Consider the following 11747-nt stretch of genomic DNA (forward strand, 5'->3'; position numbering starts at 1 on the left):
CATGCCGCAGCGAGGCAAGCACCGCCGTCCCCGCGTTCTCCCCCGTCTCGGCCGACGGGCCGGCCTGACCACGGGCCTCACCCTGGCCCTGGCCCTCCCCCTGCTCGGCGCGGGTGCGGGCACGGCCGCCGCCGCCGGCTCGACGAGCACCTACCGGGTGGCCGCCGGCGACACCCTCGGCGCGATAGCCGCCGCCCACGGGATCGCCGGCGGCCGACAGGGCCTGTACGCGGCCAACCGGGCCGTGATCGGCTCGGACCCCGACCTGATCCGCCCGGGCCTCGTGCTGACCCTGCCGGCCGAGGCCGCGGCGACACCGGCCGCCACGACGGCGGCGGATTCGCGGGCGAGTCGCTCCGCGGCCCGCGCGACCCTGTACCCGAACACCCTCGACGGCTGGATCCGCGAATCCCTCGCGATCATGGCGCAGCACGGCATTCCGGGGAGCTACGAGGGAATTCACCGCAATGTGCTGCGGGAATCCTCCGGAAATCCGCTGGCGATCAACAACTGGGATTCGAACGCGGTCGCCGGCACCCCGTCGAAGGGTCTGCTCCAGGTCATCGACCCCACCTTCCGCGCCTATCGGGTACCGGGCACCGCCGCCGACCCCTACGACCCGGTGGCGAACATCACGGCGGCCTGCAATTACGCGGCGGCCCGCTACGGCTCGATCGACAACGTCTTCGGCGCCTACTGACCCGCCCGCGAGCCCCCCGACCCCGAACCCCGGGCCGCCGGGCCGCCGGGCACTCAGGCCGGCGCCGCCCGTTCTCGGGGGGCGCCGGTCAGGGGGGTCGGGCGGGAGGTGCGGTCGGGGGCCGGGGGTGCGGTGGGGGTGTGGGTGAGGAGGACCACCCCGCGGGTGGCCAGGGCCGCGCCGGCGAGGGCCAGGGCGATGCCCAGCGGGCCGCCGCCGAGCCGTTCGCCGAGCAGGATCATGCCGATGGCGGCCGCCGCGAGGGGGTTGGCGAGGTTGACCATGGCCAAGGGCGCGCCGAGGCCGCCCTGGTAGGCGCGCTGCGCCAGCAGCAGGCCGCCGATCGCGAAGAGCAGGATCAGCAGGACGAAGCCGGCCACCCGCCACGGATTCGCCGTCCACGTGCCCCGGCCGATCGCCACGGCGACGGTCTGGGTGAGGGCCGAGCCCACCGCCGAGGCGAGGCCGGAGGCGGTGGCGTGGCGCAGGCCCGTGCCGGGGTCCCGGCGGGCCGCGAGCAGGCCGATCAGGACCACCCCCGCGCCGCCGACGGCGAACGCCTCGGTCACCGAGAGGGTCTCCTCCGGGGCCGGGCCCGAACTGGGCAGCAGCAGGAGGGCGAGGCCGGCGAGGGTCAGCAGGGTGCCGCGCCACTCGGTGCGCCGGACCCGTCGGCCCGCGATGCGGGCACCCAGCGGGACGGCCGCCACGAGGGTCAGCGCCCCCAGGGGCTGGACCAGCGTGAGCGGCCCGTAGCGCAGGGCCGCCGCGTGCAGGAGGGCGGCCAGCGTGTTCAGGCCCGCCGACCACCACCAGGCGCCGCCCGAGAGCAGGACGCGCAAGCGGCCGCGGGTCGGGCCGCCGGGCGGGGTGCGGCGGGCGAGGCGTTCCTGCTGGACGGCGGCGGTCGCGTAGGCGAGCGCGGAGAGCAGGCACAGCAGGAGGGCGAAGGCGGTGGCCGCGTTCACGCCGCGCTCCGTCCGCCCGCGGGTGCCGGACGCCGGAAGGGCTCCGGAGCCGACGCGGGTGCCGACGCCGGTGCCGGCGGCAGGGGCGTCGCCCGGCGCGCAAGGGGTGCGGGGCGGCGGGCCGGGGCCCACAGGGGCAGGGTGACGGCGCCCACCAGGGCCGCCGCGACCAGGGAGTCGAGCCAGTAGTGGTTCGCCGTGCCGACGATCACCAACAGGGTGAGGGCCGGGTGCAGGAGCCACAGCCACCGGGCCCGGGTGCGGCCCGCCGCGATCAGGAGCACGGCGATCAGCAGGGCCCAGCCGAAGTGCAGGGAGGGCATGGCCGCGTACTGGTTGGCCAGGTGATCGCTGTCGGGCGCGGCCCCGTAGACGGTGGGTCCGTACACCCGCCCGGTGTCGATCATGCCGGTCGCGGCGAGCCGGGGCGGGGCCAGGGGGAAGAGGAGGTGGACGGCCAGGCCCGCGCCGGTGAGGAGCGCGAGCATGGTGCGCGCCCGCCGGTACTGTCCGGGTCGGCGCAGCCACAGCCAGCCCAGGAACAGGGCCGCGGCGGGGAAGTGAACGGCCGCGTAGTAGGTGTTCGCGGCCTTGATCACGGGTTCGACCTGGACGAGGAGGTGCTGGATCACGGCCTCGTCGGGCAGGTGCAGGGCCTGTTCGCCCCGGCGGACCAGGTCGGCGTTGCGGAAGGCGTCCTCGGTGCGGTCGGCGGTGAGCAGGCGGCCGGCCTTGTAGAGGGCGAACATCGCGGTGACCAGCGCGATCTCCCGGAGCAGGTGGGGGCGGTCTGTGGCCCGGGTGTCCCCCCGGGTCGGCCGGTGTCTCATCCCCGGTCTCTCTTCGTCTCGTCGGCGGCGGCCTCGGCGTCGCCGCCGGCGTCGTCGTGCTCGTCTCTCTGGGTGTGCGCGGGATCGTGGGGGTCCCGACACGGCCGCTCCACGGAAGCGACACGCCAGTGTATCGATACTTGAGCGTATCGATACGGCAGTGTTCCGATACGCTTCTGTTCCGCTATCATCGGCGGGCGGTCCGGATCACGCGGACCGCCAGACCCCTCGGCCCGGGAAGGAGAGCCCGCCGCGATGTCCGAGACCCCGGCGTCCAGCCGCTCCAAGATCACCCCCGAGCGGGTCCGCGAGTTCTACGACGCCGTCCTGGAGCAGTTGCGCGAGCACGGCTACGACGCGCTGACCATGGAGGGCGTCGCCGCGCGGGCCGGGTGCGGGAAGTCGACCCTGTACCGGCAGTGGCGGACCAAGCCCCGGCTGGTGGCCGCCGCCCTGCGCGCCGGCCGCAGCCGGACGCTGGCGGCCGTGGACACCGGAAGCCTCGCCGGGGACCTGCGGGAGGCGGCGCGGGTCGCGGCGGGCACGGCCGGCCGGGACACCCGGCTCGGGCAGGCCCTCGGGCACGCCGTGCTCGGCGACCCCGAGCTGCGCGAGGCGCTGCGGGAGGCGCTGGTGGAACCGGAGCTGGCCGCGTTCCGCCTGATGATCGACCGGGCCGTGGCCCGGGGGGAGATCGCGGCCGGACACCCGGCGGCGGAGTTCCTGCCGGCCCAGCTCATGGGCGTCACCCGGATCCGGCCGGTGCTCGACGGCTGCTACGCCGACGAGGAGTACCTGGTGCGGTTCGTGGACGCCGCGCTGCTGCCCGCGCTCGGGCTCCAGGCGCCCCCGGCTCCCCCACCGCCGCCCACACCCTGAAGACCGGTGGCCGCCGCCCCCTCGTGGATGACCGGGCGGCGGCCGGCCGGCGCTGCCTCGTGGGGACGGTGGCAGCGCAGCCCCGGCCCGGGCGGCAGGCCCCTCCCCTGTTGGGGGGCCCGCCGCCCGGGCCGGTCGTTTTCCCGGCGCCGTCGAGGTTGGCCGGTTCCCGTCGGTCGGGGCCTCAGGCCGCCGCGCCCATGACCCGCGTGAACTCCTCCGGGTCCACCGCGAACCCGCGCACCCCGGCGCGCAGTTCCCAGCCGCCGCCCGCGCCCCGGGTGAACTCGGCGAGCACCGCCGCGGTGGCCTCGCCGAGCCGGCCCAGGGCCTCCTCGGCGAGCACCTCGGGGCCTTCGGCCACCCGGGCGGCGACGCCCGCGACCGCCCCGAAGTCCACCCGGCCGGCCCGGTCCTGGATCACGGCTCCGACCACGACCCGCCCGGCCCGGTCCGGCAGCCGGTCCAGCTCCAGGCGCATGACCTCGTCCCAACCGAAGCCCTGCCCGGTGCGGCTGTCCCGGCTGAGGGTGATCGTGCCGTCCGGGGAGCGCTGCCCGTAGTGGACGACCTGGAGCGGTTCCCCGTGCGGGGCCTCGACCGGGTAGACGGCCGCCACCAGGTCCAGGTCGTGGGCCGGGCTGCCCGCCGGGCTGGGATCCCACTTGAGCGAGACCTCGACCCTGCTCAGGCCCTTGCGTATGCCGGTCATGCCGTCCGCCCCTCGTCCTGGTGTTCCGCGCGGCCCCCTTGGCCTGATCCACATGGTGGCACGCGGCCCCGCGGGCACCGTCGCTCCTCGGACAGCCCACCAAAGCGGGGGCGGTGACGGTCCGTCGGGGATCAGGCCGTGCGCAGGACGACCACGCCGTCGTCGTCGGCGTGCACCACGTCGCCGGGCCGGAAGGTGATCCCGCCGAAGGTGACCGGCACGTCCACCTCGCCGGCTCCGGTCTTGCCGCTCTTGCGGGGCACGGTGCCCAGCGCCCGCACCCCGAGGTCGAGACCGCCGAGGGCGACGCTGTCGCGGACCGAGCCGTGCACGAGGACCCCGGCCCAGCCGTTGCGCGCGGCGGCGCCGGCGATCAGGTCGCCGAGGAGGGCGGTGCGCGGGGAGCCGCCACCGTCGACGACCAGGACCGCGCCGTCCCCCGGGGTGTGCAGGAGCTCGCGCAGCAGGGCGTTGTCCTCGTGGCAGACCACGGTGCGGATCGGTCCGGCGAACAGCCTGCGGCCCCCGAACCCGCGCAGCGGGAGTTCGCAGATGTCCAGGTCCTCGCCGTGCTCGTCGTAGAGGTCGGCGGTGGGAACGGCGTTGATGGCGCTCATGTCGGCTCAGTCCTTCGATCGTGGGTCGCACCCGCCGCCAGCGTAGGACCCCACCCCACCCACCCCGACCGCGGGCGTGCACGATGGCCCGGTGACCCACGTGAACGAAGCCCCGCGCGAACCCGGCCCCCTGCCCGTCACCCTGCCCGGCCACGAGGGCGGCCCGTACGCGCACCGGCCCGAACTGTTGACGGACCCGGCCTTCTGGACCGCCCACCTGTACTCCTTCGCGAGCGGCGAGGCCGCCGAGGACGCCCTGGCCGAGACCCGTCGGGAGGTCGGGGCCTGGACCGCCCCCTCGGAGGAGGGGACGCCGTGGCCCGTGTTCGTGGTGCCGCTCGCCGACGGGCACCGGCTGTACGTGGTGGTGCGGATCGCGGAGGGCGACGAGGGAGTGGACTACCTGCTGCACCATCCGAGCTGGGAGCGGGCCGAGTTGATCACCCGGGACGACGGGCACTTCTCGGGCCCGGGGCTGTCCTGGCCCGAGCTGGTGGCCGCCGCCGACAGCGGGTCGCCGGGCGGCAGCACTTCGGATCCGCACGCCCGGCTGTTGCTCCTGCTGCCCGCGTACGCCGACGGCGCGACCCCCGAGGGGGCCGTCGAGCGGGTCGGGGCGGCCTTGGGGGCGCTGGTCGGCCCGGCCGACCCCGGGGCCCTGGCCGCGGCCCTGCTGTCGGCGGATCCGGAGTGCCCGGAGGAGGTCACGACGTGGAGCGTGAACGGGGACGGGGTCCTCGTGAACGACGCGGAGACCTCCTGCCGCAATCCGGCGGGCCCCTTCGCCCTCCCCGCCGCGCGCCTCGCCCGGGTGGCCCGCGCCCTGACACCCTGAACGGACCCGGGATCCTGTGGCCGTTCGGGGGTGTGGCCGGGGTTTTCCTCGCGGATCGGATCGTGATGCTCAACTTTTCCTCAGAACCGGTGACAGGGTCGGGTCGGGCTTCCTAGCGTCTCGGCGGAGGGGCCCGTCGTCGTGCCGCGCGCGCCGGGGGTCCCTTCCCTCCCCCGGACAGAGAGCACCCCTCATGAGAGTTCCCCGCATCGGCCTCGTCGCCGGCGCGATCGCCTTGGCCGTGACCACCTCGGGCTGCTCGCTCTGGGAGGACCCGCCGCCGGAGCTGATCACGATCGGCATCAAGTACGACCAGCCGGGGGTGGGGTTCCGGGAGCCGGACGGCAGGTTCACGGGTCTGGACGCGGACGTGGCCCGGTACGTGGCCAAGGAGCTGGGCTACGGGCCGGACCAGGTGCGGTTCAAGGAGGTGACCAGCTCGGACCGTGAGCTGCTGTTGCAGTTCGGGGAGGTGGACCTCGTCGTCGCCAGCTACTCGATCAGCGACAAGCGGCGGAAGAAGGTGACGTTCGCGGGCCCGTACTTCACCGCGCACCAGGACCTGCTGGTGCGGACGGACAACAAGGACATCATCCGGCCCGAGGACCTCAACGAGAAGCGGCTGTGCTCGGTGACCGGCTCCACCTCCGCCGAGAACGTGCGCCAGAAGTTGGCGCCGAAGGCCGCGCTCGTCGAGTTGGGCAACTACTCCGACTGCGTGGTCGCCCTCGGCGAGGGGGTGGTGGACGCGGTCACGACGGACGACGCGATCCTGGCCGGGTTCGCGGCGCGGCCCGAGCACCGGGGCAAGTTCCGGCTGCTCGGGCTGCGGTTGAGCGACGAGAAGTACGGGATCGGGATCGACAAGAAGGACCCGGAGACGCGCGGGAAGGTCAACGACGCGCTGCGCCGGCTCGGCTCGGACGGCTCGTGGCAGTCCTTCGTGAAGCGGAACTTCGAGGGCGCCTCCTACCGGAACGAGCCGATGCCGCCGGTGACCGAGACCCGCTGAGCGGGCGGACGGACGCGAGCTCGCACACGCGTCCCCGCCCCCCGACCCCACCCGGGCCCCGTTCCCGGTCGACCCCGCGCGGTCGGCCGGGTGCGGGGCCCGTCCGGTCCGGGCGAATCACGCCGGCCCCGGCCCCGGCGGGCGCGCGCCCGACACGGGGCGCGCGGGCCGGTCGACGCGGAGGCAAATCCGTTCCGTGAGCGGGTGGTTGCGCAGCGCAGAGGGGCGGCGCGCACCCGCGTACACGCGTCACCACAACACGACGTGCGGGGCGAACCACCCCAAACGGGGCCGGCGAATATCGGACGGTCGGGGACCCCCACGCTGCCAAGAGGTATAGACCAATGCTACGTTGGTCACGCTTCCCGCACCGTCCCTGACCGCCCGTCACTGGAGAAGCCGTGCCTTCCACCCTCATTGGCAGCCACGCCGACCGCCCCAAGTACCTGAGGATCGCCGACGTGCTCGGCCGTGAACTGGCCCTCGGCGTGCTCGGCCCCCACGGTCGCCTGGCCTCCGAACGGCGTCTCGCCGAACGCTTCGACGTCAACCGACAGACCGTCCGCGCCGCCCTGCACGAACTGCGGGCCGCCGGGCTCATCGTCACCGAACGGCGCGGCACGCGGGCCGCCGTGGACCACCGGGGCCCCGAACGCCCGGCCCGCTCCGGCGCGAGCGCCCCGCGCCCCGCGCCCGAGGCCACCGGCCCGGCACCCGAGGCGCCCGATGCCTTCGCCCCCTCCCCCGGCGCCCCGTACGCCGCCGCCCGCACCGGGCCGCGCGGCGGGGTGCGGCTGATCGGCGTGCCGCCCGCCCTCGCCGAACTGCTCGGCATGGCCCCGGGCGAGCGCACCCTCGTGCACCGCCGGCGCGGGGCCGCGCCGGCGGCCGGGGAGCCGGGGCCCCGGGACGAGGTCAGCTACCTCGCGCCCACCGCCGTCGCCGCCGATCCGCTGCTGGCCGCCGTCCGCGAGCGGATCGAACGGGGGCTGCCGGTGGACCCCAGGGCCCTCGTGGACCGGCTGACGGAGGCCGAGCGCCGGGGGCCGGTCGCCGAGACCCTGACCCTCACGCGGGGGGAGCGGATCAGCCCGGACGCGGCCCGGTTGACGGTCCGTCGGACCCTGCGCGATCCGGCCGGGCGGCTGCTCGCCGTGACCGACCTCGATTTCCCCGGCTGGGAGCAGATCACCCTGCGCCGCGCCCCCTCCGCCCTGGCGGACACGGCGTTCTCGGTGCGCTGACGCGCGGGCGCGGCCCCGCGCCCTGGGACGGGGCGCGGGGCCGCGGGCCCACCGGGTGCCGAGCCGGATCGGCTCAGGCGACGGGGGCCTTGCTGCGCAGCACGGTGAGGAACTCGCGCATCCACGCCGGGTGGTCGGGCCAGGCCCGCGCGGAGACGAGGGTGCCGTCCACGACGGCCTCGGAGTCCTCGAAGGAGGCGCCGGCGGCGAGCACGTCGGGGCGCAGGGCCGGGTAGGCGGTGATCCGCCGGCCGGTGAGGTCGGCGCCGGCGGCGGTGATCAGGGGGCCGTGGCAGATCTGGGCCACGGGCTTGTCCGTGCCGGTGAAGGCGGCGACGATCCGCTGAACCTCGGGGTCGTTGCGCAGGTATTCGGGGGCGCGGCCGCCGGGGATGACGAGCGCGACGTAGTCGGCGGGGTCCACGTCGGCGAAGGCGATGTCGGCGGGGAAGGTGTAGCCGGGCTTCTCGGTGTAGGTGTCGAAGCCCTCCTCGAAGTCGTGGACGACGAAGCGGAGCTTCTTCACGGTGGGGGCCGCGATGTGCACCTCGTAGCCCTCCTCCAGCAACCGCTGGTAGGGATAGAGGACTTCGAGGGACTCGGCCGCGTCGCCGGTGACGATGAGGACCTTGGCTGCCATGAGTTGCTCCATGCGGACTTCGGGATCACGAGGGGCCGGACGATCATCCGGCCCCAGGCAACCGTGCCCATCCGTCGCCGGTCCGACACATGGTCTTCATCTGTTCGGCGCATGACAATGTGAGCCTCGCTCTGCCACCTGATGACCCGCCACATCCCCGGGCGGGTGCGGGTGTTCGTGGAGAGGCCCCCCACCATGAGACCTTCTCGTCCGATCCTGTGGTCCCTGGCGCTCGCCGCCCTCCTGGCCGCCGGCGCGACCCCCGCCGCCCTGGCCGGCACCCCGGCCGCCGCGTCACCGCCCGGCGCCCCCGCCGCCGGCCCGCCGGCCGACTACTACGCGGCGGCCCAGGGCAAGACGGGCGCGGCGCTGAAGGCGGCGCTGCACGGGATCGTCAAGAACCAGACCACCGTCACCTACGACGGGGTGTGGAACGCGCTGAAGAACACCGACCAGGACCCGAACAACGCCAACAACGTGATCCTGTTGTACTCGGGGCGCTCCCAGGCGAAGTCCACCAACGGCGGCGGCGCCAACGACTGGAACCGCGAGCACGTGTGGGCCAAGAGCCACGGTGACTTCGGCACCGCCACCGGTCCCGGCACGGACCTGCACCACCTGCGTCCGGAGGACGTGAGCGTCAACAGCACCCGGGGCAACAAGGACTTCGACCTGGGCGGCTCCCCCGTCTCCGAGGCCCCGGGCAGCCGCACCGACGCCGACTCCTTCGAGCCGCGCGACGCCGTCAAGGGCGACGTGGCCCGGATGCTGCTGTACATGGCGGTGCGCTACGAGGGCGGCGACGGGTGGCCGAACCTGGAGCCCAACGACAAGGTGAACAACGGCTCGGCGCCCGCGATGGGCCGGCTGTCGGTGCTGCGGCAGTGGAACCGGCAGGACCCGCCGGACGCCTTCGAGCAGCGCCGCAACGACGTCATATTCCAGACCTACCAGCACAACCGGAACCCGTTCGTCGACCACCCGGAGTGGGTGGACTCGATCTGGCCCTGAGGCCGGTCCCGGTGCTCAGCCCGCCGGCGGGGCGACCTTGTCGACCAGGGTCGCGAACCGTGACCAGGAACTCGCCGGCGGGCGGGGGTCCCAGACCTTCTGGGCGAGGGCCGCGAGCGGGCGGCGGATGCCGGCCGCGACCTGGGCCGGGGTCTGGGCCCCGGCCAGATCGCACCAGACGGCGAGGCGGGCGCCGAGGATCCGGTCGGAGTGGGCGGCCGGCACGGCGGTGCGGCCGCGCAGGACCAGCGGGGTCCACTCCTCGTAGATCCGCCGGCCGGTGGGATAGACGAACTCGTTGGGCTGGCCCAGCACGTAGTACAGGTACTCGTCGTTGAGGTTGACCACCGGCCGGCCCTCGTCGAGGTAGGCGGTCGGGGGCCGGGCGCCGAGTTCCTTGCCGGTCCAGTACTCGACCTCGATGTCCGCGGGGGCCTTCACGACCCCGCCGGCGAAGAAGCCGTCGTTCCACGCCTTGGGGACCCGCCCGGCGGAGCGGACCACGGCCGCGCGGTCGGCGAGCCAGCCCGTGGCCAGGTCCCGGACGCCGGCGGCCGGTCCGTAGCGGGCGCGGGCGGCGGCGAGCAGGGCGGGGAAGGAGGCGCCGGGGTCGCGGCGGGTCAGGGCCTGGTACTCGTCGGCGCCCAGGTGCCAGGGGGCGTCCGGGAACAGCGGCAGGTACTCGCGCAGCAGCTCGTCGACGAGGGTCGCGGCGCCGGGGCGGGAGATGTCGATCGCGCCCTTCACGGCCTTGCCGGCGGTGTCGCGCAGTTGCAGCTCGGGGTGGGCGCGCAGCACCGCGCCGAGGTGTCCCGGGGAGTCGATCTCGGGCACGACGGTCACGTGCAGGGAGCGGGCCAGGGCCACGATGCGGCGGACCTCGGCCTTGGTGAGGTGGGGGGTGGAGACGATCTCGGGGTGGGTGTCGGAGGCGATCCGGAACGCCTGGTCGTCGGAGAAGTGCAGGCCGAGCTGGTTGAGCTTGAGGTCGGCGAGGGTGCGGACGCGGTCCTCGATCCAGCCGGCGTCGAAGTTCTTGCGGGCGATGTCGAGGTTGAGTCCGCGCTGTGGGCGGTCGGGCCGGTCGGTGGTGGTGCCCTCGCCGAGGCCGCCGGCGGCGCGGACGGCCTGTTTGATCGTGCGGGTGCCGTAGAAGACCCCGGCCTCGTCCGGCCCGGTGACGGTGGCGACGCCGCCGCGGACGGTGAGCGTGTAGGACTCGGCGGGGCCGGCGGCGCGGGTACGGGTGAGTCTGATGTCGCCGGGGCGGGGGGCGGCTGCGTCCTCGGCGGCGGTCAGGCCCAGTTCGCCGGCGAGCAGCCGGGCCTCGTCGGCGAGGGCGGGGGCGTCGGCGGGGGCCACCAGCACGCGGCCGGTGGGGCCGGGCTTCCAGCCGGGGCCGCGGGCGGGGGTGAAGGAGCGCACGGCGGGCACGGTGGTCGGCGCGGTGCCCAGGGGGGCGTTCGGGTCCGCCTCGCTCGGGGGCGGGGTGGGGCTCGGCGCGGGGGCGGTGGCGCCGGTCGGGGTGGGGGCGGCCTCGGTGCCGGGCCGCGCGGCGGGGTCGGCCCCGCCGGCGCAGGCGGTGAGCGCGAGGGCCGCGGCGAGGAGCAGGGCCGGCGGCCCGGGGCGCGGTCGGCGACCGCGGCGGCCGGGGGTCTCGGCGTCCTCGGGTATGTGCTCGGGTGTCTGGTGCACGCGTGGTCCCCTGCCGGCCGGCTCTGCGTCGCTCGCTGTCCTCCCAAGCTCGCACGGGGCCCCGGACGACGCGACCGGAACCCCGGTGGGCGCGCCGCCCGGGGCCGCCGGGTGGTAGAGGGGGTGCGGAGGTCAGAGGCCGAGGGTGTTCGCGGCCTCGAAGGCGGCCGCGTGGTCCTGGTCGGGGGCTCCGCCGCCGACGCCGAGGGCGCCGACCAGTCGGCCGTCGCGGTGCAGGGGGAGGCCGCCGGCGATGAACAGCAGGGGGCGGTCGAGGGCGGTGGGGAGGGTGTGGAAGAGGGCGTCGGGACGGACGAGGTCGACGAGGTCGGCGGTGGGGGCGTCGAGCTGGAGGGCGGTGTATGCCTTGCGGGTGCTGGTCTCGCCGGAGACGAGCACGGCGCGGTCGTCGCGCCGGAAGGCGAGGAGGTGGCCGCCGGCGTCGAGGACGGTGACGCTGACGGTGATACCGGCCCGCTCGGCGGCGGCGCGGGCGGCGCTCACGAGGGCCTCGGCCTCCTCGGTGCCGAGCGGGCGCACGGCGGCGGGGGTGGCGACGACGGTGGTGGTGGAGGTGGTGGTGGTGCTCACGAAGTACTCCTGT

At 75.4% G+C, this 11747-nt stretch carries 13 protein-coding genes; 6 read left to right on the forward strand and 7 right to left on the reverse strand.

The window, feature by feature from the left end:
• The first annotated feature begins 1 nt into the window (after position 1).
• Positions 2–700 carry a transglycosylase SLT domain-containing protein gene (locus ACN20G_RS00835; protein ID WP_424210744.1) on the forward strand — a complete coding sequence of 233 codons (699 nt, stop codon included), beginning with the start codon at positions 2–4 and terminating at the stop codon, positions 698–700.
• Positions 701–753: 53 nt separating this feature from the next.
• On the opposite strand, the gene ACN20G_RS00840 is transcribed toward ACN20G_RS00835, so the two are convergent.
• Together ACN20G_RS00840 and ACN20G_RS00845 are read right to left on the reverse strand one after the other, a co-directional pair.
• Complete coding sequence (locus ACN20G_RS00840) at positions 754–1668, reverse strand: DMT family transporter (protein WP_424210745.1); 915 nt, start codon at positions 1666–1668, stop codon at positions 754–756.
• Complete coding sequence (locus ACN20G_RS00845) at positions 1665–2498, reverse strand: phosphatase PAP2 family protein (protein ID WP_424210746.1); 834 nt, start codon at positions 2496–2498, stop codon at positions 1665–1667. Before ACN20G_RS00845 ends, ACN20G_RS00840 begins: the two co-directional genes overlap by 4 nt.
• A 255-nt stretch (positions 2499–2753) precedes the next feature.
• Here ACN20G_RS00845 and ACN20G_RS00850 point away from each other — a divergent pair, with 255 nt between their 5' ends.
• Complete coding sequence (locus tag ACN20G_RS00850; RefSeq protein ID WP_424210747.1) at positions 2754–3377, forward strand: TetR/AcrR family transcriptional regulator; 624 nt, start codon at positions 2754–2756, stop codon at positions 3375–3377.
• 184 nt (positions 3378–3561) lie between these two features.
• Here ACN20G_RS00850 and ACN20G_RS00855 read toward each other — a convergent pair whose 3' ends face one another.
• Entirely contained in the window at positions 3562–4089 is a 528-nt protein-coding gene (locus tag ACN20G_RS00855; protein WP_424210748.1) for a TerD family protein, read from the reverse strand.
• Between the two features lie 131 nt (positions 4090–4220).
• Positions 4221–4706, reverse strand: a complete 486-nt coding sequence (gene rraA / locus ACN20G_RS00860) for a ribonuclease E activity regulator RraA (protein ID WP_424210749.1) — start codon at positions 4704–4706, stop codon at positions 4221–4223.
• Between the two features lie 91 nt (positions 4707–4797).
• On the opposite strand from rraA, the gene ACN20G_RS00865 reads away from it, so the two are divergent.
• The 3 genes from ACN20G_RS00865 to ACN20G_RS00875 all read left to right on the forward strand — a co-directional run bounded on the left by ACN20G_RS00865 (position 4798) and on the right by ACN20G_RS00875 (position 7797).
• On the forward strand, positions 4798–5541 hold the full coding sequence (locus ACN20G_RS00865) for a hypothetical protein (protein ID WP_424210750.1): 744 nt from the start codon (positions 4798–4800) through the stop codon (positions 5539–5541).
• A gap of 193 nt (positions 5542–5734) precedes the next feature.
• Positions 5735–6553 (forward strand): glutamate ABC transporter substrate-binding protein, encoded by an 819-nt coding sequence (locus ACN20G_RS00870; RefSeq protein WP_424210751.1) that lies wholly within the window; start codon positions 5735–5737, stop codon positions 6551–6553.
• Between the two features lie 401 nt (positions 6554–6954).
• A complete protein-coding gene (locus ACN20G_RS00875) occupies positions 6955–7797 on the forward strand; it encodes a GntR family transcriptional regulator (RefSeq protein ID WP_424210752.1) in 843 nt (280 codons plus the stop codon).
• 73 nt (positions 7798–7870) lie between these two features.
• On the opposite strand, the gene ACN20G_RS00880 is transcribed toward ACN20G_RS00875, so the two are convergent.
• Positions 7871–8437 carry a DJ-1/PfpI family protein gene (locus ACN20G_RS00880; protein ID WP_424210753.1) on the reverse strand — a complete coding sequence of 189 codons (567 nt, stop codon included), beginning with the start codon at positions 8435–8437 and terminating at the stop codon, positions 7871–7873.
• Positions 8438–8632: 195 nt separating this feature from the next.
• On the opposite strand from ACN20G_RS00880, the gene ACN20G_RS00885 reads away from it, so the two are divergent.
• A complete protein-coding gene (locus tag ACN20G_RS00885; RefSeq protein ID WP_424210754.1) occupies positions 8633–9448 on the forward strand; it encodes an endonuclease I family protein in 816 nt (271 codons plus the stop codon).
• 15 nt (positions 9449–9463) lie between these two features.
• Here ACN20G_RS00885 and ACN20G_RS00890 read toward each other — a convergent pair whose 3' ends face one another.
• Entirely contained in the window at positions 9464–11059 is a 1596-nt protein-coding gene (locus tag ACN20G_RS00890; protein ID WP_424215314.1) for a beta-N-acetylhexosaminidase, read from the reverse strand.
• 216 nt (positions 11060–11275) lie between these two features.
• Positions 11276–11734, reverse strand: a complete 459-nt coding sequence (locus tag ACN20G_RS00895; RefSeq protein ID WP_424210755.1) for a GlcG/HbpS family heme-binding protein — start codon at positions 11732–11734, stop codon at positions 11276–11278.
• Positions 11735–11747 lie beyond the last annotated feature (13 nt).

It is taken from the genome of Streptomyces dryopteridis (assembly GCF_049606955.1).
Lineage (GTDB): Bacteria > Actinomycetota > Actinomycetes > Streptomycetales > Streptomycetaceae > Streptomyces.

What these genes read in the sequence shown, in the direction of transcription:
- ACN20G_RS00850 (WP_424210747.1), top strand. Translation starts at nt 2,754, where the DNA reads ATGTCCGAGACCCCGGCGTCCAGCCGCTCCAAGATCACCCCCGAGCGG.
- ACN20G_RS00845 (WP_424210746.1), bottom strand. Translation starts at nt 2,498, where the DNA reads ATGAGACACCGGCCGACCCGGGGGGACACCCGGGCCACAGACCGCCCC.
- rraA (WP_424210749.1), bottom strand. Translation starts at nt 4,706, where the DNA reads ATGAGCGCCATCAACGCCGTTCCCACCGCCGACCTCTACGACGAGCAC.
- ACN20G_RS00885 (WP_424210754.1), top strand. Translation starts at nt 8,633, where the DNA reads ATGAGACCTTCTCGTCCGATCCTGTGGTCCCTGGCGCTCGCCGCCCTC.
- ACN20G_RS00870 (WP_424210751.1), top strand. Translation starts at nt 5,735, where the DNA reads ATGAGAGTTCCCCGCATCGGCCTCGTCGCCGGCGCGATCGCCTTGGCC.
- ACN20G_RS00855 (WP_424210748.1), bottom strand. Translation starts at nt 4,089, where the DNA reads ATGACCGGCATACGCAAGGGCCTGAGCAGGGTCGAGGTCTCGCTCAAG.
- ACN20G_RS00835 (WP_424210744.1), top strand. Translation starts at nt 2, where the DNA reads ATGCCGCAGCGAGGCAAGCACCGCCGTCCCCGCGTTCTCCCCCGTCTC.
- ACN20G_RS00880 (WP_424210753.1), bottom strand. Translation starts at nt 8,437, where the DNA reads ATGGCAGCCAAGGTCCTCATCGTCACCGGCGACGCGGCCGAGTCCCTC.